Annotated in this window: 17 protein-coding genes; 8 read left to right on the forward strand and 9 right to left on the reverse strand. The window is 63.1% G+C overall.

Features of this window, described 5'->3' with window-relative positions; genetic code table 11:
• Positions 1 to 273 precede the first annotated feature (273 nt).
• From GGQ67_RS21200 to coxB, 6 genes are all read right to left on the reverse strand, one after another.
• Positions 274 to 1,152 carry a cytochrome c oxidase subunit 3 gene (locus GGQ67_RS21200; RefSeq protein WP_183902117.1) on the reverse strand — a complete coding sequence of 293 codons (879 nt, stop codon included), beginning with the start codon at positions 1,150 to 1,152 and terminating at the stop codon, positions 274 to 276.
• A 56-nt stretch (positions 1,153 to 1,208) separates the two neighbouring features.
• Positions 1,209 to 1,814, reverse strand: a complete 606-nt coding sequence (locus GGQ67_RS21205) for a cytochrome c oxidase assembly protein (protein WP_183902118.1) — start codon at positions 1,812 to 1,814, stop codon at positions 1,209 to 1,211.
• Between the two features lie 12 nt (positions 1,815 to 1,826).
• The gene (locus GGQ67_RS25540; protein ID WP_281393629.1) at positions 1,827 to 1,961 is read right to left on the reverse strand and encodes a hypothetical protein; all 135 of its coding nucleotides are present in this window, start codon (positions 1,959 to 1,961) and stop codon (positions 1,827 to 1,829) included.
• Positions 1,952 to 2,908, reverse strand: a complete 957-nt coding sequence (cyoE, locus tag GGQ67_RS21210) for a heme o synthase (protein WP_183902119.1) — start codon at positions 2,906 to 2,908, stop codon at positions 1,952 to 1,954. The genes GGQ67_RS25540 and cyoE overlap by 10 nt, the downstream gene beginning before the upstream one ends.
• A gap of 73 nt (positions 2,909 to 2,981) precedes the next feature.
• A complete protein-coding gene (gene ctaD, locus GGQ67_RS21215) occupies positions 2,982 to 4,676 on the reverse strand; it encodes a cytochrome c oxidase subunit I (protein ID WP_183902120.1) in 1,695 nt (564 codons plus the stop codon).
• A 17-nt stretch (positions 4,677 to 4,693) separates the two neighbouring features.
• The gene (gene coxB / locus GGQ67_RS21220) at positions 4,694 to 5,587 is read right to left on the reverse strand and encodes a cytochrome c oxidase subunit II (RefSeq protein ID WP_183902121.1); all 894 of its coding nucleotides are present in this window, start codon (positions 5,585 to 5,587) and stop codon (positions 4,694 to 4,696) included.
• Between the two features lie 339 nt (positions 5,588 to 5,926).
• On the opposite strand from coxB, the gene GGQ67_RS21225 reads away from it, so the two are divergent.
• Together GGQ67_RS21225 and tldD are read left to right on the forward strand one after the other, a co-directional pair.
• The gene (locus GGQ67_RS21225; RefSeq protein WP_183902122.1) at positions 5,927 to 6,511 is read left to right on the forward strand and encodes an invasion associated locus B family protein; all 585 of its coding nucleotides are present in this window, start codon (positions 5,927 to 5,929) and stop codon (positions 6,509 to 6,511) included.
• A 123-nt stretch (positions 6,512 to 6,634) separates the two neighbouring features.
• Positions 6,635 to 8,050, forward strand: a complete 1,416-nt coding sequence (gene tldD, locus GGQ67_RS21230; protein ID WP_183902123.1) for a metalloprotease TldD — start codon at positions 6,635 to 6,637, stop codon at positions 8,048 to 8,050.
• Positions 8,051 to 8,184: 134 nt separating this feature from the next.
• Here tldD and GGQ67_RS21235 read toward each other — a convergent pair whose 3' ends face one another.
• Positions 8,185 to 9,510, reverse strand: coding sequence for a D-alanyl-D-alanine carboxypeptidase family protein (locus GGQ67_RS21235; RefSeq protein ID WP_183902124.1), 1,326 nt, complete (start codon positions 9,508 to 9,510; stop codon positions 8,185 to 8,187).
• Positions 9,511 to 9,726: 216 nt separating this feature from the next.
• Between GGQ67_RS21235 and GGQ67_RS21240 the strand changes: the two genes are divergently transcribed.
• On the forward strand, positions 9,727 to 10,773 hold the full coding sequence (locus tag GGQ67_RS21240; protein ID WP_183902125.1) for a polysaccharide deacetylase family protein: 1,047 nt from the start codon (positions 9,727 to 9,729) through the stop codon (positions 10,771 to 10,773).
• A 209-nt stretch (positions 10,774 to 10,982) separates the two neighbouring features.
• Here the strand turns inward: GGQ67_RS21240 and pdxH are convergent, their stop codons facing one another.
• Positions 10,983 to 11,603 carry a pyridoxamine 5'-phosphate oxidase gene (gene pdxH, locus GGQ67_RS21245; RefSeq protein ID WP_183902126.1) on the reverse strand — a complete coding sequence of 207 codons (621 nt, stop codon included), beginning with the start codon at positions 11,601 to 11,603 and terminating at the stop codon, positions 10,983 to 10,985.
• Between the two features lie 66 nt (positions 11,604 to 11,669).
• Here pdxH and GGQ67_RS21250 point away from each other — a divergent pair, with 66 nt between their 5' ends.
• The 4 genes from GGQ67_RS21250 (at position 11,670) to GGQ67_RS21265 (ending at position 15,225) form a co-directional block, all read left to right on the forward strand.
• Entirely contained in the window at positions 11,670 to 12,128 is a 459-nt protein-coding gene (locus GGQ67_RS21250) for an RT0821/Lpp0805 family surface protein (protein WP_183902127.1), read from the forward strand.
• 263 nt (positions 12,129 to 12,391) lie between these two features.
• Positions 12,392 to 13,615 carry a DnaJ C-terminal domain-containing protein gene (locus GGQ67_RS21255; RefSeq protein ID WP_183902128.1) on the forward strand — a complete coding sequence of 408 codons (1,224 nt, stop codon included), beginning with the start codon at positions 12,392 to 12,394 and terminating at the stop codon, positions 13,613 to 13,615.
• Between the two features lie 121 nt (positions 13,616 to 13,736).
• A complete protein-coding gene (gene fabI / locus GGQ67_RS21260) occupies positions 13,737 to 14,555 on the forward strand; it encodes an enoyl-ACP reductase FabI (protein WP_112430040.1) in 819 nt (272 codons plus the stop codon).
• Between the two features lie 79 nt (positions 14,556 to 14,634).
• Complete coding sequence (locus tag GGQ67_RS21265) at positions 14,635 to 15,225, forward strand: histidine phosphatase family protein (protein WP_183902129.1); 591 nt, start codon at positions 14,635 to 14,637, stop codon at positions 15,223 to 15,225.
• 18 nt (positions 15,226 to 15,243) lie between these two features.
• Here the strand turns inward: GGQ67_RS21265 and GGQ67_RS21270 are convergent, their stop codons facing one another.
• Positions 15,244 to 15,504, reverse strand: coding sequence for a DUF1344 domain-containing protein (locus tag GGQ67_RS21270; protein ID WP_018902046.1), 261 nt, complete (start codon positions 15,502 to 15,504; stop codon positions 15,244 to 15,246).
• Positions 15,505 to 15,789: 285 nt separating this feature from the next.
• On the opposite strand from GGQ67_RS21270, the gene GGQ67_RS21275 reads away from it, so the two are divergent.
• Entirely contained in the window at positions 15,790 to 18,921 is a 3,132-nt protein-coding gene (locus GGQ67_RS21275) for a bifunctional diguanylate cyclase/phosphodiesterase (protein WP_183902130.1), read from the forward strand.
• Positions 18,922 to 18,944 lie beyond the last annotated feature (23 nt).

The following is an 18,944-nucleotide window of genomic DNA, read 5'->3' on the forward strand; positions in this document are numbered from 1 at the left end:
CGTCATTCTCGCCAACACAATCCTCACCCGACAGACCGAATGGACGCCGAAATATGTGAAAGGATGAGACATGGTTGCTCCCCGCTGGGGAGAAGGGAAAGCCGCACCCGCTGCGGCCTCTTTCCCCTCTCCCCTCGGGGAGAGGGTAGGGTGAGGGGGCCGCTGGTGAGGCGCTGCCAAGGGGCCCCCCACAAAACAGAAATGCGAAGCCACCTCTCGATGGCTCCGCATTTGCATTTCAGGCGGTCTCCGCGACCCGTCTTTGCGCGGCCCTCACCCCGCCGCGAGCGGTGCGCCCCAGCCGCCCCAGACGTAGATCGAGAAGAACAGGAAGAGCCAGACCACGTCGACGAAGTGCCAGTACCAGGCCGCCGCCTCGAAGCCGAAGTGCTGCTTGGGGGTGAAGTCGCCGCGGATCGAACGGATCAGGCAGACGACCAGGAAGATCGTGCCGACGAGCACGTGGAAGCCGTGGAAGCCGGTCGCCATGAAGAAGGTGGCGCCGTAGATCGAGTTCTTGAAGGCGAACGGCGCGTTGGCGTATTCGTAGGCCTGGACGGTGGAGAACAGCACGCCGAGCAGCACCGTCAGCGTCAGACCCTGGATGAGGCCCTTGCGGTCGTTGTGCAGCAGCGCATGGTGCGCCCAGGTGACCGTGGTGCCCGAGAGCAGCAGGATGACGGTGTTGTAGATCGGCAGGTGCCAGGGGTCGAGAACCTCGATGCCCTTGGGCGGCCACTGGCCGCCGGTGAAGGCGACGCGGGAGGCCTGGATGGCTTCGTTCGGAAACAGGCTGGCGTCGAAATAGGCCCAGAACCAGGCGACGAAGAACATCACTTCCGAGGCGATGAACATGATCATGCCGTAGCGCAGATGCAGCGACACGACGCGCGTGTGAGAGCCCTCATGGGCCTCCTTCACCGTGTCGGACCACCAGCCGAACATCACGTAGAGAATGACGGCGAGGCCGATGAAGAACAGCCAGGGATGCGCCCATTCGATGCCGAAGAGACGCAACGAGCCGCCGTTGAGGTAGCGCATGAAGCCGACGCCGCCGAAGGCCATGACGAAGGCGCCGATCGAGGCCAGCAGCGGCCACGGGCTCGGATCTATGATGTGGTAATCGTGACTTTTCTGATGCGCGTCGGCCATATGCACTCCCCCGGATCTATCCTCTCCGCTCCGGCCTGGCCGGAACGGACCCAGTATTAAAGTTTCTTTTCCAGCTTTTGCGTTTTATCCTCGCTCGAAGCCACCGGCTTCGGTCCTTCCTTCGGATAGAACGTATAGGACAAGGTGACCGTGTGGATGTTCCTGGATTCCACGGCCTTGGTGATGTCGGCATCGATGTAGAAGACGACGGGCATGTCCAGCGTCTCGCCCGGCTTGAGCTCGGTATCGCTGAAGCAGAAGCACTGCACCTTGTTGAAGTAGACACCCGCCTCGCCCGGCGTGACGTTGAACACGGCCTGGCCGCGCGAGGGCTTGCTGGACTTGTTGACGGCGGTGAAATTCACCTGGATCGTTTCGCCGATGCGCGGATTGACCTCGCGCTGGACCGGCTTGAACTCCCATTCCAGCCCGGGCGCGACATTGGCATCGAAGGTGACGCGGATCTTGCGGTCGAGGATGACGGACGAGGCCTGCTCGACGCGCTGCGTCGTGCCGCCATAGCCGGTCAGCTGACAGAACATCCTATAGAGCGGCACGGCGGCATAGCTCGCCGCGCCCATGCCGAAGACGAAGGCAAGGCACATGAGGACGACGGCGCCGTTGTTGCGCGGTTTTCTCGGCGTGCCTTGCTGATCGTTCATGTCCCCGGTGTCCTACATAAACTTCACGATTGTTATGGCGTAGAAGATCACGACCAGGCCGGCCAGAACCAGCCCGAGCGCGACGTTGCGGTTGCGGCGAGACTTGCGCTGGGCGTCGGTCAGCTTGACGGTATCGATCACAGCCACGCACCTCCGCCAGTCACGACATAGGCCGCCAGACGATCGAACATCAGCGCCGAGAAGACGGCGAAGAGGTAGAAGATCGAATAGCCGAAGAGCTTCTTGGCCGGCACCATCTTCTCGTCGCCTTCGGGCATGCGCCAGCAGAGGACGGACCAGTAGACGAAGCCGGCGCCAAGCAGGCCGGCGACGGCGCCGTAGCCGATGCTGGCGAAGCCGAAGTAGGTCGGCGCAACGGCGCTGACCGCGCTCAGGACGGCGTAGACGACGATCTGATTCTTGGTGGTGCGCTCGCCCGAGACATTGGGCAGCATCGGCACGCCGACTGCCTCGTAATCGCGCATCTTGAACAGCGCCAGCGCCCAGAAATGCGCCGGCGTCCAGAGGAAGATGATCATGAAGAGCGTGACGCTCTCGATGGTGACGCTGTTGGTGACGCAGGCCCAGCCGATCATCGGCGGGAAGGCGCCGGCGGCGCCGCCGATGACGATGTTCTGCGGCGTCGAGCGCTTCAGCCACATCGTGTAGACGACGGCGTAGAAGAAGATGGTGAAGGCCAGGATCGAGGCTGCGAGCCAGTTGACGGCGAGCCCGAGGATCGACACGGAAAAACAAGCGAGCACGAGGCCGAAGGCCAGCGCCTCGTTGGGCTTGATGCGGCCGGCCGGGATCGGACGCTTGGCGGTGCGCGTCATCACCGCATCGATATCGGCATCGTACCACATGTTGAGCGCGCCCGACGCGCCCGCGCCGACGGCGATGCAAAGGATCGCGATGATCCCGATGACGGGATTGATGTAGCCGGGCGCCACGATCAGGCCGGCGAATGCGGTGAAGACCACAAGCGACATGACGCGCGGCTTGAGGAGCTCGAAATAATCGCGTGCGCTGGCTTCCGACAGGAGAAACTCGCTGTCGTCTCCTAGGCTGCTGCGATCGTCGATAACTGTCATTTACTCTTGTCCTGCAAACTTGGAGCGCGACCGCCACGCAACTTCGGCGGCGGTCGCGATGTCTCGCACCCTTTTACTTGATGCGCGGGAGCTGTTCCCATTGGTGATAGGGCGGCGGCGAGGAAAGCTGCCACTCGAGGGTCGTAGCACCCTCGCCCCACGGATTGTTTCCGGCGACGCGCTTCTTGGCGAAGGCTTCGTAGACGCCGAAGAGGAAGATCAGAACACCGAAGGCCGAGATGTAGGAGCCGATGGAGGACACATAGTTCCAGCCGGCGAAGGCATCCGGATAGTCGATGTAGCGGCGCGGCATGCCGGCCAGCCCGAGGAAGTGCTGCGGGAAGAACACCAGGTTGACGCCGATGAACATGACCCAGAAGTGCAGCTTGCCGATGAACTCGTTGTACATGTAGCCGGTCATCTTCGGGAACCAGTAGTACCAGGCCGCGAAGATGGCGAAGACGGCGCCGAGCGACAGAACGTAGTGGAAGTGCGCCACGACGTAATAGGTGTCATGCAGCGAACGGTCGAGACCGGCGTTCGCCAGCTGCACGCCGGTGACACCACCGACCGTGAACAGGAAGATGAAGCCGATCGCCCAGACCATCGGCGTCGAGAAGGTGATCGAGCCGCCCCACATCGTCGCGATCCAGGAGAAGATCTTCACGCCTGTCGGAACGGCGATGACCATCGTCGCGAAGACGAAGTAGCGCTGCGCGTCGAGCGACAGGCCGACCGTGTACATGTGGTGCGCCCAGACGACGAAGCCGACGGCACCGATCGCGACCATGGCGTAGGCCATGCCGAGATAACCGAAGATCGGCTTTCTCGAGAAGGTCGAGATGATGTGGCTGATGATGCCGAAGCCGGGCAGGATCAGAATGTAGACCTCGGGATGACCGAAGAACCAGAACAGGTGCTGGTAGAGGATCGGGTCGCCGCCGCCCTCGGGCACGAAGAAGGAGGTGCCGAAGTTGCGGTCGGTCAGCATCATGGTGATGGCGCCGGCGAGAACCGGGAGCGACAGCAGAAGCAGGAAGGCGGTGATCAGCACCGACCAGGCGAAGAGCGGCATCTTGTGCAGCGTCATGCCGGGCGCGCGCATGTTGAGGATCGTGGTGATGAAGTTGATCGCGCCGAGGATCGACGACGCACCGGCGATGTGGAGCGAGAGGATCACGAGATCCACCGCCGGGCCCGGCGTGCCGGAGCTGGAGAGCGGCGGATACATGGTCCAGCCGCCGCCGGCACCGTAGGCGCCCGCGGGGCCTTCCACGAACATCGACATGATGAGCAGGATGAAGGCCGGAACGATCAGCCAGAAGGAGATGTTGTTCAGACGCGGGAAGGCCATGTCCGGCGCGCCGATCATGATCGGCACCATCCAGTTGGCGAAACCGCCGATCATCGCCGGCATGACCATGAAGAAGATCATGATCAGCGCGTGCGCGGTCGTGAACATGTTGAACATCTGCTTGGCGCCGTCGATGGCGGCATCGCCCTCGTAGCCGTAGACCAGCGAGGCCAGGCCATGGAAGATCTGGATGCCGGGCTCCTGCAGCTCCATGCGCATGGCGACGGAGAGCGCGCCACCGACGATGCCGGCCATGATCGCGAAGATCAGGTAGAGCGTGCCGATGTCCTTGTGGTTGGTCGAGAAGAGCCAGCGATTGACGAAGCTCGGCTTGTGCGAGTGGTCATGATCGTCATGGGCGTGCGCGCCATGATCGTGGTCGTGCGAATGATCGTGTGCGGAAGGTCCAGCCATGTCCCGTTCCTTTTCCTTTACTGAGCGACGTTTTCGGCGACATCGACGGCCCGTGCGGGACCATCGGTTTCAGCCATGAGGTTCTTGTAAGCACCCGGCAGGTCGGAGGCGGCGGACGCCATCCACTGCTTGTACTTGTCCTCGGAAACGACGCGAATGGCGATCGGCATGAACGCGTGGTCCTTGCCGCAAAGTTCGGAACACTGCCCGTAGAACAGACCCTCGCGCTCGGGGCGGAACCAGGTTTCGTTCAGGCGGCCGGGCACGGCATCGATCTTGATGCCGAAGGACGGCATCGCGAAGGCGTGAATGACGTCGGTGGGCGCCGCGGTCACGAGCACGCGCACCGTCTTGTTGACCGGCAGCACGAGTTCGTTGTCGACGGCCAGAAGGCGCGGATACCTGGCCTTGTCTTCCTTGCCGGCGGCGGCGCGGTCCTGATCCTTCAGGAGAAAGCTGTCGAAGGCGAGCGGATTGTCGCCCGAGCCTTCGTATTCATAGTTCCACTGCCACTGCGTCGCGGTCGCCTTGATGGTGACATCAGGGTTTTCAGGAAGCGTCAGCTGCGCGGTCAGGAGATTGAACGACGGAATCGCCAGGAAGAGCAGCACCAGTACCGGTCCCACGGTCCAGGCGATCTCGATCGCGGTGTTGTGGCTCGTCTTGGATGGCGTCGGATTGGCACCGGCGCGGAAGCGAAGACAGACGATGATAAGAAGAGCGAGCACGAACAGCGTGACGGGAACAATAAACCAAAGAGTATACTGCTCGAACCAACGAATACTGCGCATGATCGGCGTCGCGGCAGGCTGCAAAGTGGTCTGCCACGGCAACGGTTGATCGGCATAACTGCCGGAAGCAAAAAGCAGACAGACCATCGCGGTCATGCCTGCATAGGCCTTCTTAATCACGTTTCATCTCCCTCGAGCGCTGACCCGCGTGCAACACCACGCAGAATCCTTGCCATCCTCATGCGCTTCAAACCACAGTTTAGCACTTGCCGCAATAATCCAAAGAGTTTGGCCATGCGGCATTTTCGCTTCGTTACACCCCTCCTCCGGGCGCATCGAAACATGCCGTGATTTTCCCTATGATACGGAAAATGTTGGCGTCGGCCAGCCACCCTTTCCAAGAATAATCAAGAAACGTCCCATTTCCGCCGTAGTCCCCCGCTTTTCAGCGGTTGGGGCTTTTCATTTTGGACGCCCCGCCCCAACTTAGCGGCACTGATTCGAACTGCAGAGGTTTTCATGGGTTTTCGTTCCCGAGTGCGGCCGTTCGTGCTGTCGGCTTGCATCACCGCCGCGGCGATCGTTCCGGCTTTCGCACAGCAGCCAGCGCCAGGGCAGCCCGCTCCCGGCGCCCCTGCCGCGCAGGCGACACCAGGACAGACGCAACCGCAGGCGCCCGGCACCGTCCGCTCCAATCACGGCGCATGGTCCGTGGTCTGCGACAAGCCGGCCGGCGCTTCGGTCGAGCAATGCGCGCTGATGCAGAACGTGATCGCCGAGGACCGGCCGGAAGTGGGCCTCTCGGTGGTGGTGCTGAAGACCGCCGACCGCAAGTCGAAGATTCTGCGCGTTCTCGCACCGCTCGGCGTGCTTCTGCCGAACGGCCTCGGCCTCAACGTCGATGGCAAGGATATCGGCCGCGCCTATTTCGTGCGCTGCTTCGCCGACGGCTGCTACGCCGAAGTCGTGCTTGAGGACGAGCTGCTGAAGACCTTCCGCAGCGGCGCCAGCGCCACCTTCATCGTCTTCCAGACGCCTGAAGAGGGCATTGGCATTCCCGTCGACCTCAAGGGCTTCGCGGAAGGCTACGACGCGCTTCCCTGATCACGGGGCCCGCTATCCGCTTATGGTCGCTTGTGCGATCCTTACCAATTCGACACTTGCTCGAACCGTCCCCGGGACCTACATCGGCAGGAAGCATTTCCTGCCGCAGCGGAGCATAACGCCATGAATACCGATCTCCTGACGCTTTTCGACGCCGATGAAGCGAAGATGCGTTCGCTTGTCGCCGAGGCCCTTTCCGGTTCGGACGACGGGGAGCTCTACATCGAGCACGCGCAGGCCGAATCGCTGATGTTCGACAATGGCCGCCTCAAGGGCGGCAGCTTCAACACCGAGCAGGGTTTCGGACTGCGCGCGGTGGCGGGCGAAGCCGTCGGTTACGCTCATGCGGGCGATCTCTCGGTTTCGGCGCTGAAGCGGGCGGCCGACGCGGTGGGCGCGGTGACGCGCGGCTATTCCGGCAGCTATGCGGCGGCCCCGCAGGGCACCAACAAGAAGCTCTACAGCGACGAGAATCCGATCGGCTCGCCCACCTTCGAGGAGAAGGTCAAGGTTCTGCAGGACATCGACGCCTATCTGCGCGGCAAGGACGACAAGGTCCGGCAGGTGACGGCTTCGGTCGCCGCCAGCTGGCAGGTGGTCGACATCCTGCGCGCCGACGGCCACCGGGTCCGCGATATCCGGCCGATGACGCGCATCAACATCTCCGTCATGGTCGGCCAGGGCGACCGTCAGGAAAGCGGCTCCTACGGCAGCGGCGGACGCATCGGCTTCGGCGACTTCATCGCCGAGGGCAACTGGCAGCATGGCGCCGACGAGGCGCTGCGCCAGGCTCTCGTCAATCTCGAGGCGATCGACGCGCCCGCGGGCACGATGGACGTGGTGCTCTCCTCCGGCTGGCCGGGCGTGATGCTGCACGAGGCCGTCGGGCACGGGCTGGAAGGCGATTTCAACCGCAAGAAGACGTCGGCCTTCGCCGGCCTGCTCGGCCAGATGGTCGCCGCCCCCGGCGTCACCGTGGTCGACGACGGCACGATCGACAGCCGCCGCGGCTCGATCACCATCGACGACGAAGGCACGCCTTCGGGCTACAACGTGCTGATCGAAAACGGCAAGCTCACCGGCTACATGCAGGACCGCCAGAACGCGCGGCTGATGGGCATGAAGCCGACGGGCAACGGCCGCCGGCAGGGCTACGCGCATGTGCCGATGCCGCGCATGACCAACACCTACATGCTTGGTGGCGACAAGACGCCGGAAGAAATCATCGCCTCGGTGAAGAAGGGCATCTATGCCGTCTCCTTCGGCGGCGGACAGGTCGACATCACATCCGGCAAGTTCGTGTTCGGCTGCACCGAGGCCTATCTGATCGAGAACGGCAAGATCGGTCCCGCCGTCAAGGGCGCCATGCTGATCGGCAATGGTCCCGACGCGATGAAGCGGATTTCCATGGTCGGCAACGACATGAAGCTCGACACCGGCATCGGCAATTGCGGCAAGGCGGGACAGTGGGTTCCCGTCGGCGTCGGCCAACCGCATCTGAGGATGGACCAGGTCACCGTCGGCGGCACGCAAACCTGATTACAGGAAAAAAGCAGCGCTCGCGCATAACCGGACGAGCGCTGTCTTCAACTGTTCGAACCAGAATTTTCGCATGAAACCAGTCGCTTGCGCTTGATCGCGGCGGCAATGTCCATGCTCTCAGGTGGGCGGGATCAGCCGCGGTCGGGAAGCAGCATGCAGTCGTAGGAGCGCTTCTTCAGCGCGTCGCAGGCGGAGGTGGCGGCGTCACGGCTCTGGAAGCCGACGAAGCGGGCGCGGTAGACCTTGTTGGCGCCGGAGCCGACGGCTTCGGTATAGGGGTTGGCCAACTTCAGCGCGGCGCCGCCTTCGGACTTGGCCTGGGCGAGAAGCGCGCGGGCGGCGTCGTCGCTCGGGGCGGCGGAGATCTGGATCTGCCAGTCGCCCGTCGAGGCCACCGATGCGGGCGGCTTCGCCGAGGGGGCAAGCCTGGCCGGCGGTGTCACGGCGTCGAGCGCGGACGGACGCTCCTGCGGAATGGTGTCGGTGAGGTAGCCGAGGGCTCTCGGCGTCAGCTCGCTGCGGGCAATCTCCGGCGCGGCCGGCGCGACATCCTCGACGCGCGGCGCCGATGCCGGAACCGGCAGGTCGCTCGCGGCTGCCGCGGAAGCGACTTCGACCGGCTGGCGCGAATTGACGCTGGCAACCAGGCGGGCGCCGCCCGACGACGAGGCGCGGCCCATGGCCTTGTCGAGGAGGCCGGCCATCTTGTCGTCGCGGCTGCGGGCGGTGCGGCCGCCAAGCACCACGCCGACCAAGCGGCGGTTGCCGTCACTGACGGCGCTGACGAGGTTGAAGCCCGAGGCGTTGGTGTAGCCGGTCTTGATGCCGTCCATGCCCTGGTAACGGTACATCAGGTTGTTGTGGCCACGGATCGTGCGGCCGCGGAAATTGAAGCTCTCGGTCGCAAACAGGCGATATTCGCGGGGATAGTTCTTCATCAGGGCGATGGCGAGCGTGGACATGTCGCGGGCCGTGGTCACCTGCTGCCTATTCGGCAGGCCGGAGGCGTTGGCGAACACGGTGCGGCTCATGCCGAGCTGGCGGGCTTTCTGCGTCATCAGGCGCGCGAAATTGGCTTCGGAGCCACCGAGCTTCTCGCCCATCGCACTGGCCGCGTCGTTGGCCGACTTGACGACCATGCCGAGGACCGCCTCGCGAACGGTGATCGTCGTGCCGGGCCGCACGCCGAGCTTGGTCGGCGGCCGGGAGGCGGCGTATTTCGACATGACGATCGGCGTATCCCAACTCATCTTGCCGCGATTGATGGCCTCGAAGGCCATGTAGATCGTCATCATCTTGGTGAGCGACGCGGGATAATTGAGGACATCGGCGTTTTCCGACGACAGAACCTTGCCGGTTCTCGCATCGAGGATGAGCGAAGCGTTGCCTGCCATGGCCGACAACGGCGCCGCAACGACCAACGTCGCGGTTATGATCGCGGCCAACAGCTTTCTCATGCACTTCCCCTCGATGAACGGCCGACCCTCGTCGCCCGGAATTTGTCCCGTTCTCGTACAGAAGGACACAATATGCGCGACTTTGCGGCAACGTGGACCATTTTTGTCAAATTTTATCCTTTATGGTGAAAAAACCGTAAACCACGCGTGCGAAGTGGGTGTTCAGCAAGGCTTAACCCCCGACTTGCTAGAGTGCCCGCGAACGGAGCGGAGACGATGAACGCCAGAATGCTGGCAAAGCGAATCGCGATAACAGGCGGGCTGGAGGTGGCCAACCTCCTGCGCTCGGTCGGGCTGATGCGCGGCGCGCGCGGCATGGGCGCGATCTTCACGCTGCATCACGTCCGCCCGCACGAGCCTTCCGCCTTTTCGCCGAACGCGCATCTGGAGATCACGCCGGAATTTCTCGACGCGGTGCTGACGCGACTGAAAAGCGACGGCTATCGTTTCGTGTCGCTGGCCGAGGTTCCCGATGCGCTCGCGGAGCCGAAGCCCTCGCAGCCCTTCGCCGCGTTCACCCTCGACGACGGCTATCGCAACAATCTGGTCTACGCCATGCCTGTGTTCGAGCGGCACGAGGCGCCGTTCACGATCTTCGTGGCCAAGGGGCTGATCGAGCGGACGCATACGATCTGGTGGGAGACGCTGACGGCGCTCTTGAGGCGCGAGGAGAGGATCAGCTTCGATTTCGGCGACGGCGCCGAGACGATCGACACCGCGACCCCTCAGGACAAGCACCGCGCCTTCGCCCGCTTCGCGCGCTATATTCACGCGCATGAGGAGACGGCGGCCGTATCGGCGGTGGATACGCTGGCGCGGTCGCACGGGGTCGATCCGGTCGAAATCGTCGACGATCTGGTGATGGGCGCGCCGGAGCTCAACCTGCTCGACGCCAGTCCGCTCGCCTCGCTCGGCGCCCACACCGTCAGCCACCGCGCCGTGGCGCGGCTGTCCGACGCCGAGGTTCGCGACGAGATGGCGCACTCCTCTGACTATGTCGAGGCGATCAGCGGCCACCGCCCGGGGGCGTTCGCCTATCCTTATGGGACGCGCGAGGCGGTGACGCCGCAGCAGGCGACGATCGCAAGGGATCTCGGCTTTTCCGTCGCGGTCACGACGCAGCCCGGCGTCATCGGCCGGCAATCGCTCGCGCGTTCGACCTACCTGCCCCGCCTGTCGATCAACGGCCTCTACCAGAAACCGCGCTATGTCTCCGGCCTTGCTTCGGGGATTCCATTGAAGCTGATGGGCGATCGCGGCTGACGATCGGCCCCGCCCGACCATTATCCACCGATCACTTTATTTTGAGCTCGCGCACCATTGGTTGGCGGCGGCGCCTCTCCGGCGGCTCGTTTTTTTCAACCTAGGATGAAAATTCGAAACGGAAGCGCCGTGGTCGCACGGCACTCCTTCCTTGCGTCATCGGCGGCGACCTCCTGGTGTGCCGACGGACATGCAGCCGGACGTGGCGCTCAGGGGTACATCCGCACCTTGTCCCAGCCACCCTCGGGCGCGGCGCGGCGGAACTCGATGCGGTCGTGGAGCCGGAACTTCTGGTCTTTCCAGAACTCGATCGAGGTCGGCCGAATGCGGAAGCCGGACCAGTGCGGCGGGCGCGGAATCTCGCCGATCGCATAGCGGGCGGTGTATTCGGCGACGGCTTTCTCCAGCGCGAAGCGGCTTTCGAGCGGACGCGACTGCCTGGAGGCCCAGGCGCCGATGCGGCTGCCGCGGGCGCGGGTCTTGTAATAGGCGTCGGCCTCCTCATCGCTCACCACTTCAACCGGGCCGCGCAAGCGGACCTGGCGGCGCAGCGTCTTCCAGTGAAAGCACATGGCAGCTTTTTTCTGGCCGAGGACTTCGCGGCCTTTCTGACTCTCGAAATTCGTGTAGAACACAAATCCGTCTTGATCGAATCCCTTAAGGAGAACCATGCGGACATTGGGAAGGCCGTCTTCGTCGACCGTCGCAAGCGCCACCGCATTCGGGTCATTGATCTCGGAAGCCTCGGCCTCCTTCAGCCATTCCGCGAAGAGCTGGAACGGCTCGTTTTGCTCGGTGAAGTCACTGGTTGTTAACTCATTTTCCGACATATTAGCTCAAATGCCCCGGGTTTATTCGATAATTGCCCAGCCCAAAACCACTGGACAGGACACAGGGTGGAAGTCATAGCAAAGTCAGTTCGTCATACAAAGGGCCTGATGCGCCAGTGCGCGGCCATCTGCGTTGTCGGCGTGGCCGTGCTTTCTCTCTCCGGCTGCATGGCCGGCGGGCTCGACATGCTGAGCGGCAACAAGGTCGACCGTTCGGTGGTGACCGGCACGCTGCCGCAGCCGGCGCCGACGAGCGACAGCATCTCCGACGAAATGACCGTGGGCAATGCCGTGACATCGGCGGACATTCGCGGGCTCGAGGGACGGCCCCTTCCCTGGGCGAACGCCTCCACCGGCAGCGCCGGCGTGATCGACACGATCGTCGAGAACAACGATACCGGCCAAGTCTGCCGCCAGTTCAAGACGACGCGCCACTCCTATGTCGGCATCTCGAAATTCTACGGCAAGACCTGCCTCGTCGGCGGCGGCAACTGGCAGCTGCTGAGCTTCCAGCCGGAAAGCTGACCGGCCTTTCCGGGCAGGCGTTAACGGCTGCTCCGGCCTTTCCTTCAAGATTTAGCAAAAGATAACCATCCCGCGTAAAACCGTGGCGTGTCCTGACGCCAAATAAGGACTGATTAGCAAGTTTACGGGACTGTGCTTCGCATATGTGCGCAGATTTTCCGCCCGCGAAGCGAACTTCGGCGCACCAAATGAGTTTAATCGGGGCTGCGGGGCGCTCAACGGAAACGGGCAACCCGCATTTGGACACCGGGCGGGTTTGGAACATGCGCGATCCTTATAAGATATTGGGCGTCAGGCGCGATGCGGGGCAGGACGAGATCAAGGCAGCCTGGCGCAACATGGCCAAGGTGGTGCACCCCGATCACAATCAGGGCGACCCGCTGGCCGGCGCCCGCTTCGCCGAGATCGGCCGCGCCTACGACACGCTGAAGGACCCGAGGAAGCGCAGTCTTTTCGACAGCGCCGCACGGGCGGCCGAAGCCAAGCAAAACGAAAAGCAGAGCGAAAACACCATCATGGCGCAACGCCAGGCGGCGCGCGAGGCGGCGATCCGCGCCAAGCAGGCGCAGGAAAACGCCGAGCGGGTGATGGAAGAGCTGGCGCGCGCGGCGGCGCAGAAGGCGGCCGCGGAGGCTGCCAAGCAGCCGCAACAACAGCAACAGCAGCAGACCGGCGCCGCCGAACCGGCTGAAGAGATGATCGAGCGGATCTTCGGCGCCCAGGCCCGCACCGCCAGCGGCGGCGGACGGACGCGCGGCTTCGCTTCCGGCAAGACCAAGCGTCCGGAGCCCGAGGGCACCGAAGCCGACAGGCAGACGGACAAGCCAAACGAGAGCGCCAAGGCCGGCGTCGCCGGCAAGGCCACGGAAGACGAGCACGCGGAAGAGGCAGCGGCCGCCACCAGCGCCGTCCTGCAGCCGCTCAGCCTGCTCACCTCCTTCGTCCGCCGCTTTACCGGCGGCGCGGCACCGGTGCCCGAGAAGGCGCCGGATCAGCTGGCGATCGCGACCGTGACCATCGAGGATATCCTGAAGGGCGCGTGGGTGAACGTCGATCTCGGCGATGGCCGCGACGCCGGCTTCACGCTGACGCCGGGAACCACCGAGGGCCACACGGTGCGTCTCAAGGGCCAGGGCCACAAGCTGACGGGCATGCAGCGCGGCGACGCGGTCGTCAACATCCACATCGCGCCGCACGCAGACTTCACCGTCGACGGGTTCGACCTGCACACCGTCCTTCCCGTCACCATCGAGAACGCCGTGCTCGGCACCGACGCGCGCATCGACGGACCGAACGGACCGCTGACGGTCACCGTGCCGGCATGGTCGGGATCGGACAAATCAATCCGGTTCGAAGGCCAGGGATTGCCCAAAACGGATGGCGAAAAGGGCGATCTCGTGGTCGAACTGCGCATTATCCTGTGGGAAAAACCCGACGATAAGGTCACGGATTTGATGCGAATTATGAAGAACGGGCTGTTTTTGTGAATTTTAGGTGACAATAGCACCCTTTGTTACGCTCCCTAACAGTTGATGATTGCTGCCAATCTTGAACAGGGTGGCCGGCTATGCCATAGGCAGGATCGATCAATTATTTAAGGGGCGAAACATGGCTCAGGCACAAGGCCTCATGTCAGGCAAGCGCGGCGTCATCATGGGCGTTGCCAACAATCGGTCGATTGCGTGGGGCATTGCCAAGGCTATTCATGCACAGGGCGGCGAGATTGCCTTTACTTATCAGGGCGATGCGCTGAAGAAACGGGTCGAGCCGCTGGCAGCCGAACTCGGCGGCATTCTTGCCGGACACTGTGATGTCAGCGATGAAGCATCGATCGACGAGGTTTTCGACAATATCGAGAAGACCTGGGGCAAGATCGACTTCATCGTGCATGCGATCGGCTTTTCGGACAAGGACGAGCTCACCGGCCGTTACGTCGACACCACGGCGGACAACTTCGCCAAGACGATGCAGATCTCCGTCTATTCCTTCACCTCGGTCGCACGTCGCGCCGAGAAGCTGATGACGGATGGCGGCTCGATGCTGACGCTGACCTATTACGGCGCCGAAAAGGTCATGCCGAACTACAACGTCATGGGCGTCGCCAAGGCAGCGCTCGAAGCCAGCGTGAAGTACCTGGCGGTCGATCTCGGACCGAAGAACATCCGCGTCAACGCGATCTCGGCCGGCCCGATCAAGACGCTCGCGGCGTCCGGTATCGGCGACTTCCGCTACATTCTCAAGTGGAACGAATACAACGCGCCGCTGCGCCGCACCGTCACCATCGAAGAAGTCGGCGATGTCGGCCTCTACATGCTTTCGGACCTGTCGCGCTCGGTCACGGGCGAAGTGCATCACGCCGACAGCGGCTACCATGTTATCGGCATGAAGGCTGTGGACGCGCCGGATATTTCCGTCATAAAAGACTGATCGTACTCTCTTATGAGTCATGCTCGCGGCCCCTCCTCGCGGAAGCGATCAGGGGCCGTTTGCAATATGGAGCCGATCATTGCTTATCTACGTCATTCGTCACGGCCAGACAGACTGGAACGCGGAACGTCGCCTGCAAGGGCAAAAGGACATCCCGCTCAATGCCATAGGCCGTGAACAGGCGCGCCAGAACGGCATCAACCTGGCGGAAATCCTGAAGGTCGAAGGCATCGAATTCGACTTCATCGCAAGCCCGCTCGGGCGCACGCGCGCGACGATGGAGATCGCCCGCGAAGCGATGAACCTGCCACCCGAGGACTACCGCACCGACGAGCGGCTGGTGGAAGTCTCCTTCGGCGACTGGGAAGGCTTCACGGTCAAGGAACTGAAGGCGACCGCGCGCGACCGGATCACAGAGCGCAATCTCAACAAGTGGGATTTCATTCCGCCGGGTGCCGATGCCGAGAGCTACGAGATCATGTCGTGGCGGGTGGCGTCCTGGCTGAACGAGGTGGACCGGCCGACGGTCTGCGTCACGCATGGCGGGGTCATTCGCAGCCTGTTCAAGACGATCGCCGACGTGCCGAAGGATGAAGCGGCCGAGGGCGAGATCCCGCAGGACCGGATTCTCAAGATCGAGACCGACACGAAGCAGATCGGCTGGATCTGAAACTGATCTCCGGCCGAATTACTGTACGATATCGAGATCGTTGATGACGCGCTTTCCGTCGACTTCCGTATAGAAGACGATGACCTTCACGCCTGCCTTCAAGCCTTCGAAATTGAACTCTTCCGACGCCTGATAGGTCTTGCCGTCATCGAGCGTGAGGCTGAGATTGCTCATGTCGATGTTCTTGATCGTCGCCTCGACGTCGGCGCTTTCGGCAAAGCCGCTGATCGGCGACAGAAAACTCGCTGTGGCCAAAAGTGTAGCAACTACGAAGCGCATAACGGCATTCCTTCGAAAACACGACTCAAACATCCAATGGCGCACAGATAACCTCCCGAATATGGCAAAAGTTGCCCTGAACCGTGACCTTTCCCGCCCAATTGATGAAGCGCATTTTAACAACAATCAAGAGGCTTCGTTAATACAGTCGCACACTTAAAACGTGTCTCCAATACTACCTGTAAGAAATCGTAAATTAACCCCCGCTACTTACAGTCATAGGGAAACGGGGAGACTGGGGTTTTGCTATTCCGCCGGAAACATAACGAGGCAACGCGGAGTGCTTTGAGGAATACCCATATCTCGTTTCTGGTTTCCTGCCTCGTCGCCGTCGTCGTCATTATTGTCGGCTTCAGCCTGGACCGCGCCAATACCGCGGCTAATCTTCGCGAACTGACGATCCGCACGGAAAACGAGGCCGGCCTGATCCGGGCGCGCGTCACCGCGCAGATCAACATGGACATCACCATCGTGCGCGACCTCTCCAACCTGGTCGCGATCAGCTCGAAGATAAGCTCCGAGGAGATGGAACGGCAGATCAACTGGCTGCTGATCCAGAACCCGCATTTCGTGCATATCGCCGTGGCGCCCGATTTCGTCGTGCAGTCGGTGTTTCCCTCGACGGCGGCCAAGCAGAGGCTCGGCCGCGACGTGCGCGAATTTCTCTCGGATCGCCAGTCGGTCGCGCGCACCACCGGCAGCCAGCAGGCGCGCTTCTACGGGCCGATCCGAACGCCCGACGGCAGGGATACCTTCGCGATCTTCTTCCCCGTCTTCGTCAAGGAGAATGGCCAGCGACGCCTCTGGGGCGCGGTCGAGGCGGTGATCGACGCCGACATGTTCTACGAAAACACCGGCCTGAGGCCGGCGCGCGACAGCGAGAACCGCGAAAAATACCCGCAGCTCGACCGCCTTTCCATCGCGCTGCGCGATCTCGGCACGGCCGGCGCCGCCGTCACCCCGTTCTTCGGCGCGCCCGAGGTCTTGGCGCAGCGGCCGCTGACGCGCAAGATAACCTTCGCGGGCGGGCGCTGGGAGATCGCGGCGGTGCCGAAGACGGGCTGGACCGCCCCGCCGGAAAACCAGCGGACGCTGCGGCTCATCATCCTGGCCGCCGCCTGCCTGACGATCATTCCCGTCTTCTTCGCGACGCTGCTGCTTGGCGAGCGCAACAGGAATATCAAGCAGCTGGAAAAGCGCGAGGCAACGCTGCTGGAGCTTTCGCAGCGGCTCAACCTGGCGCTGGAAACCTCCAATATCGGCATCTGGGAGCTCAGGAACGATGGGCAGAGCCTGTTCTGGGACGGCCGGGCCGCGGCGCTGCACGGCAAGCTGCCGATCGAAGGCAGCTACCCGCTCGACGACTGGCTGGAAACGATCGTTCCCGACGACCGCAGGGTGGCGAAGATCCACCTCTTGAAGGACGGCCGGTCCGGCTCCTCCTATACGACGCAATACCGGATCGAGCTTTCCGACGGCGGCACGCGCTACCTGAGATCGGTCGGCTCGGTCTACAACGACGCGGCCGGCACCACCAGGACGATCGGCATCGTCTGGGACGTGACCGCCGATGCGGTCGCGGCCGAGACCATGCGCCGGGCAAAGGATGTCAGCGACATCAAGAACGCCGAGCTGGAACTTGCGCTCGACGAACTCTCGCATCGCGAGGCGGAACTCGCCGAACTCTCGGGCAAGCTCGATCTGGCGCTCGATTCCTACCAGTGCGGCATCTGGGACGCCACGCTCGGCAAGCCCGGCTCCTTCTGGGACGACCGGATGCACGAGCTCTACGGGCTGGAGCCGCGCGCCGGCTTCATGGACGAGGAGACGTGGCTGTCGCGCGTGCTCGAGCAGGACCGGCCGCTCGCGATCGAAAGCGCTCGATATTTCAAGAAGGTCGGCGATACCCACACCGTCGTCTGTCGCGTCCCCACCGAGGACGGGGGGATGCGCTACGTGCGCTCGACCGGCAAGGTGCACGCGACTGCGAACGGCCAGCTGAAGATCATCGGCGTTGCCTTCGACATCACCGAAGACGCGCTGATGACGGCGGAGCTGAAGGCGGCGAAGGACGAGGCGATCGGCAAGAACATCGAGCTCGAACTCGCCAATGCCAGGATCGAGCACAATTCGCTGCACGATCCGCTGACCGGGCTCGCCAACCGCCGCAAGCTCGACGTGGCGCTGGAGCAGCTGACCCAGGCCGGCCAGGACGCCAGGCAGAAATTCGCGATCCTGCACATCGACCTCGACCGCTTCAAGGAGATCAACGACACGCTGGGGCACGCGGCCGGCGACGCCATGCTCGTCCATGCGTCCCGCGTGCTCTCGCGCAGCATTCGCCCGAGCGATATCGTGGCGCGCATCGGCGGCGACGAATTCGTCATCCTGGCACTCAACGCCAACGACGCCGAGATGTCGGCGCTGGCGGGCCGGATCGTCGAGGAGATGCGCCAGCCCATCGATTTCCAGGGGTTTGCCTGCCGCTGCGGCGTGTCGATCGGGATCGCGCTGGCGAGCGGCCTGCGCGTCGATGCCCGCAAGGTGCTGATCAACGCCGATATCGCGCTCTACCGCGCCAAGAGCCAGGGCCGCAACCGCTTCCAGTTCTTCAATCACAACCTGCAGGCCGACATCATCAACAACAAGCGGCTGGCCGACGAGATCCTGTCGGGCATCGAGAGCGGCGAGTTCACCACCTGGTACCAGCCGCAGTTCAGCGCCCGCACCATGCAGCTTACCGGCGTCGAGGCGCTGGTGCGCTGGCAGCACCCTTCCCGCGGGCTGCTGACGCCGGACAAATTCCTGAAGATCGCCGAGGAGATCAACGTCGTGCAGACGCTCGACCGCATCGTCCTCGAAACAGCGCTCAAGGACAAGATGCGGTGGGCGGCGCTCGGCGTCTGCGTTCCCAAGGTGTCGGTCAACGTTTCGGCGCGGCGCCTGCATGACGACGCGCTGGCCGATTCGCTCCGGATGCTGCAGATCAGCCCCGGCGAAATCTCGTTCGAGCTGGTGGAATCGATCTTCCTCGACGAAAGCGAGGACGTCGCCGCCGAGAACCTCGAGAAGATCAAGGCGCTCGGCATCGACATCGAGATCGACGATTTCGGAACGGGTCACACCTCCATCGTCAGCCTGCTGAAACTGAAGCCGAAGCGGCTGAAGATCGACCGGCAGCTGGTGCAGCCGATCATCACCTCGGCACAGGAACGCGCGCTGGTGCGCTCGATCATCGACATCGCCCGCTCGCTCGGCGTCGAGACGGTGGCCGAGGGCGTCGAAACCGTGGCGCATGCCAGTCTGCTTCTCGAACTCGGCTGCGACCTGCTGCAGGGCTACGCCTTCTCGCGCCCGCTGTCCTTCGACGATTTCACGCAAGCGGCCATCGGCACGGCCTGGCGCATCGCCTCATAGCGCCGCCGTGGGCGCTTGTTCGC

Origin of the sequence: Rhizobium metallidurans (assembly GCF_014196505.1) — a bacterium.
Lineage (GTDB): Bacteria > Pseudomonadota > Alphaproteobacteria > Rhizobiales > Rhizobiaceae > Rhizobium > Rhizobium metallidurans.

Excerpts from the sequence above, each read along its gene's own strand:
- GGQ67_RS21200 (WP_183902117.1), bottom strand. The coding sequence starts at position 1,152 with ATGGCCGACGCGCATCAGAAAAGTCACGATTACCACATCATAGATCCG.
- GGQ67_RS21205 (WP_183902118.1), bottom strand. The coding sequence starts at position 1,814 with ATGAACGATCAGCAAGGCACGCCGAGAAAACCGCGCAACAACGGCGCC.
- cyoE (WP_183902119.1), bottom strand. The coding sequence starts at position 2,908 with ATGACAGTTATCGACGATCGCAGCAGCCTAGGAGACGACAGCGAGTTT.
- ctaD (WP_183902120.1), bottom strand. The coding sequence starts at position 4,676 with ATGGCTGGACCTTCCGCACACGATCATTCGCACGACCACGATCATGGC.
- GGQ67_RS21225 (WP_183902122.1), top strand. The coding sequence starts at position 5,927 with ATGGGTTTTCGTTCCCGAGTGCGGCCGTTCGTGCTGTCGGCTTGCATC.
- tldD (WP_183902123.1), top strand. The coding sequence starts at position 6,635 with ATGAATACCGATCTCCTGACGCTTTTCGACGCCGATGAAGCGAAGATG.
- GGQ67_RS21235 (WP_183902124.1), bottom strand. The coding sequence starts at position 9,510 with ATGAGAAAGCTGTTGGCCGCGATCATAACCGCGACGTTGGTCGTTGCG.
- GGQ67_RS21240 (WP_183902125.1), top strand. The coding sequence starts at position 9,727 with ATGAACGCCAGAATGCTGGCAAAGCGAATCGCGATAACAGGCGGGCTG.
- pdxH (WP_183902126.1), bottom strand. The coding sequence starts at position 11,603 with ATGTCGGAAAATGAGTTAACAACCAGTGACTTCACCGAGCAAAACGAG.
- GGQ67_RS21255 (WP_183902128.1), top strand. The coding sequence starts at position 12,392 with ATGCGCGATCCTTATAAGATATTGGGCGTCAGGCGCGATGCGGGGCAG.
- fabI (WP_112430040.1), top strand. The coding sequence starts at position 13,737 with ATGGCTCAGGCACAAGGCCTCATGTCAGGCAAGCGCGGCGTCATCATG.
- GGQ67_RS21270 (WP_018902046.1), bottom strand. The coding sequence starts at position 15,504 with ATGCGCTTCGTAGTTGCTACACTTTTGGCCACAGCGAGTTTTCTGTCG.